5 protein-coding genes are annotated in these 2,757 nt (G+C 55.3%); 4 read left to right on the top strand and 1 reads right to left on the bottom strand.

Going from position 1 to position 2,757, the window contains the following annotated elements:
* The 4 genes from HXY34_04015 to HXY34_04030 form a co-directional block, all read left to right on the top strand.
* Positions 1 to 272, top strand: a 272-nt coding sequence (locus HXY34_04015) for a hypothetical protein (GenBank protein NWF95288.1), incomplete at its 5' end; no start/stop codon positions are given.
* Positions 273 to 806 (top strand): hypothetical protein, encoded by a 534-nt coding sequence (locus HXY34_04020; GenBank protein NWF95289.1) that lies wholly within the window; start codon positions 273 to 275, stop codon positions 804 to 806.
* Positions 807 to 891: 85 nt separating this feature from the next.
* On the top strand, positions 892 to 1,776 hold the full coding sequence (locus HXY34_04025; GenBank protein NWF95290.1) for a hypothetical protein: 885 nt from the start codon (positions 892 to 894) through the stop codon (positions 1,774 to 1,776).
* 27 nt (positions 1,777 to 1,803) lie between these two features.
* On the top strand, positions 1,804 to 2,163 hold the full coding sequence (locus tag HXY34_04030; protein NWF95291.1) for a hypothetical protein: 360 nt from the start codon (positions 1,804 to 1,806) through the stop codon (positions 2,161 to 2,163).
* A gap of 419 nt (positions 2,164 to 2,582) precedes the next feature.
* Here HXY34_04030 and HXY34_04035 read toward each other — a convergent pair.
* A partial coding sequence (locus tag HXY34_04035; protein NWF95292.1) for a hypothetical protein occupies positions 2,583 to 2,757 on the bottom strand: 175 nt, incomplete at its 5' end.

Consider the following 2,757-nt stretch of genomic DNA (forward strand, 5'->3'; position numbering starts at 1 on the left):
ATGCTCAGGTGATAAGCTGGGAGTTCGTATTGGGTCTTCTGAGCCAGTGGCTAGAGATTGTAATAGGCGTCTGCATCGAAACGACCGCCATGCTTGTTCTGGCAGCTGGCATCTGCAGAGGGTTTATTTCCGAGAAGTGGGGTGAATTCAAGGGCGCCGTCAAGCGGGCAGTCATCTCGATTGCATTGAATTTCGTATTAGCTCTAGCAACTCTCTATCTCTTCGTCTTCATATATGAGCAGTCTGTGTACCAGTTCAGGAGGCAGCAGTGAGTGAGCATTCCTTTCGACGTTCTCGTGTTCGGGCCCATAATCCTCACCCTTGTGGCATTCTTCTCGGGGCCAGTCGTGTTCTTATGGGGGGCCTACCATGAGCTTAACAACCGGCTCATCCGCTTCTTCTTCGGTTCCGGAAGAAGGGCTATCATTACAGTTACAGTGATGTTCCATGCGGCCATCTTCTGGCCCGCTCTTTATTACATACGATTGTCCGACTTCTGGCTTGCCTATCTCTTGGCCGGTCAAATCCCCGCGGCATTCACTATCATGTATGCGGTGATGTACATCCCGTTCAGAATCGGACCCTTCTCCTTTGCTATGCGGGACGTGTCAGTCATGATGCGGCTGGAGACACTCCATAAGAGAGGCAAGTTGGACGACGACTCGCTGAGAATGGGCCTGAGGACAATCCTCGGAGGCGAACAGAGAGGGAACGCAAGGTCGCGTCGAGTTCTCGAGGAGACTAGGTCCCGGACAGACGAGTTTGGTCAGAGAGTGAACAGCATCCTGACACTCCTTGAGCAATGAGTGTGACTTGACCTGCCGGCTACCGAGTCTATGAAGAGGTCCATGCAGGGTCTCAGCTCTGGGATGCTGGCAGGTCATAGAGTACGTGGTCATTCTCGGACAGAGATGTCACTCCTACTCACTGGTGGACATGAGGCTGCACGATGTCAGCGTGGTGGCCGACGTCAACAGGCACGACCCCAACGCGCCCAATCCGACAGATTCAGCACAACAGGATGGGACTCTTGCAGGACGAATCGATCCTGGTGCCGTGGAAGACACAGACCCGTGGCAGTATGCAGTCACTGTGGACTCTTGGTGGACTGGCTGGTGGCCTCTCTTGCATCTGAGATTCAGTCGGGCATCTCCCGGTGGCGCATCTCTCACAGTCCAAGTACGTGTCGGTCTGCTCCCCACAGACTTCGCCCTCGAGGAGGTGTCCTTCAGCTCAGGACAGCCACAGGACCCGCTGGTCGATTCAGCAGTGCAGGATTCGATTGTTGACTCCGTTGTTTCTTCGTTCCAGATTCTCCCAGCAGAAACCGTTGCGCTCTACCTGATAGGCTTGGCTGCAGCAAGCGCGTGTCAGGTGGTTCAAGCAGGCTGCCAGCCTTGGCTTGTGACCATTGCCTCAGCTCTGGTCACCAGCTACGTGCTTCTCTTCACGACGCTCCTTCTCCTGTTCGCCACGATTGTCACGAGCGTGACATCGAATCCGTGGGTCGTGTTAGTATCCATCGCTATCATGGGACTTTCTAACCTCTTGGGTCTGATGTTCTCAACGATAGTGTTTCCATCCATTGGAAACAGACTGCTAAGCAAGGTGCCCTTGATAGGAAGGTTTTTCAGCCCTCTTAGGGGTCTAGCGGAGTGGTGGGACGAACGGACGGACGCCTCCCTACTGTTCATCTTTGTGAAGGTTTTCCTGATTGGATTCACATTTGCAGTAGCTCTCTTGGCGGCGGGGATGACAGCATTCGGCCTCAACTAGGACATTCCAAGTCAAAAAAAAGCATGAATGGATGTGATAGACTCGTTCGCATTCACCGACCCAATGTTTCTCCTCTTCGCGATACTGGTCTGGAGCGGCTCGGTCGCTCTTGCGTTTGCGTTTGGCCGGCTACAGATATGGCGCAGGCCTCCAATACCGCCAGACTTCAAGGCGGAAGTGATGACAGAACAGGCCATCGCCTTGGTCTCCGCAGTGGGAACAATCCCGTGGTTCATCGTCGGTCCAGTGCTGCTCGGACCGGGTGAGATTGCCGTGACTCTGGAGGGCTGGGTTGGTCTGCTGGTTGGTGCATTTCTTGCCATGTTCGGACCTGGATTGGCTCTGCTCTCGAAGTACGGACGAGAGCCTTCGGCAGGGAAGACGTGAAGACAACTCAAAAACCATGTCTGAAGTCGGACTTCGGCCTGCCCGGTCCGATGCCACACTTGACAATGGGCCAGAGCTCTACGGCAATCCTGAAGGGATCTGTGGTGTTGACTGTGGCATCCCACCTTGTAGGGTTCTTGTCTGGGGCGGCCCAGGTCACCGCCAACGCCTGGAGAGCGAGAAGAATAGGATCCGTGACATAGTGCGTTGGTCGATACGTGGTGGTGCTGGTGTGGAGGATATTGATGGATGGCTCAAGAGGAGAGTCGATTTTCTCATGAGCGACCGCCCGACTAGCCCTCGTCTGACGCAAGCCGAGGTTGGTGAGGTCTTGAGTCTATTAGCGACAGACTCTGATGCTGTGGGACTCGCAGCAAGACGTCTTTTCGTCTCTCAGGACCAGGTCGGCCCCCTCTCGGCTAGGCCGCAGCTGCATCGAAGCTGGATATTCCCGCCGGGACGAGTTCTCTATGAAGGGCGAGCTCATCCAGAGCACCAACATCCCGTGCACGGCCTGCATTGGCCTGTCCGACGAGAACAAGCAGTGCGTGCCGCTCGTGCACTGGGGCGATGCATGGGTGGGGAGCCAGAAGG

This window comes from Candidatus Thorarchaeota archaeon (genome assembly GCA_013388835.1).
GTDB lineage: Archaea > Asgardarchaeota > Thorarchaeia > Thorarchaeales > Thorarchaeaceae > JACAEL01.

Coding starts and splice junctions, on each gene's coding strand:
- HXY34_04030 (NWF95291.1), top strand. CDS start 1,804: ATGGATGTGATAGACTCGTTCGCATTCACCGACCCAATGTTTCTCCTC.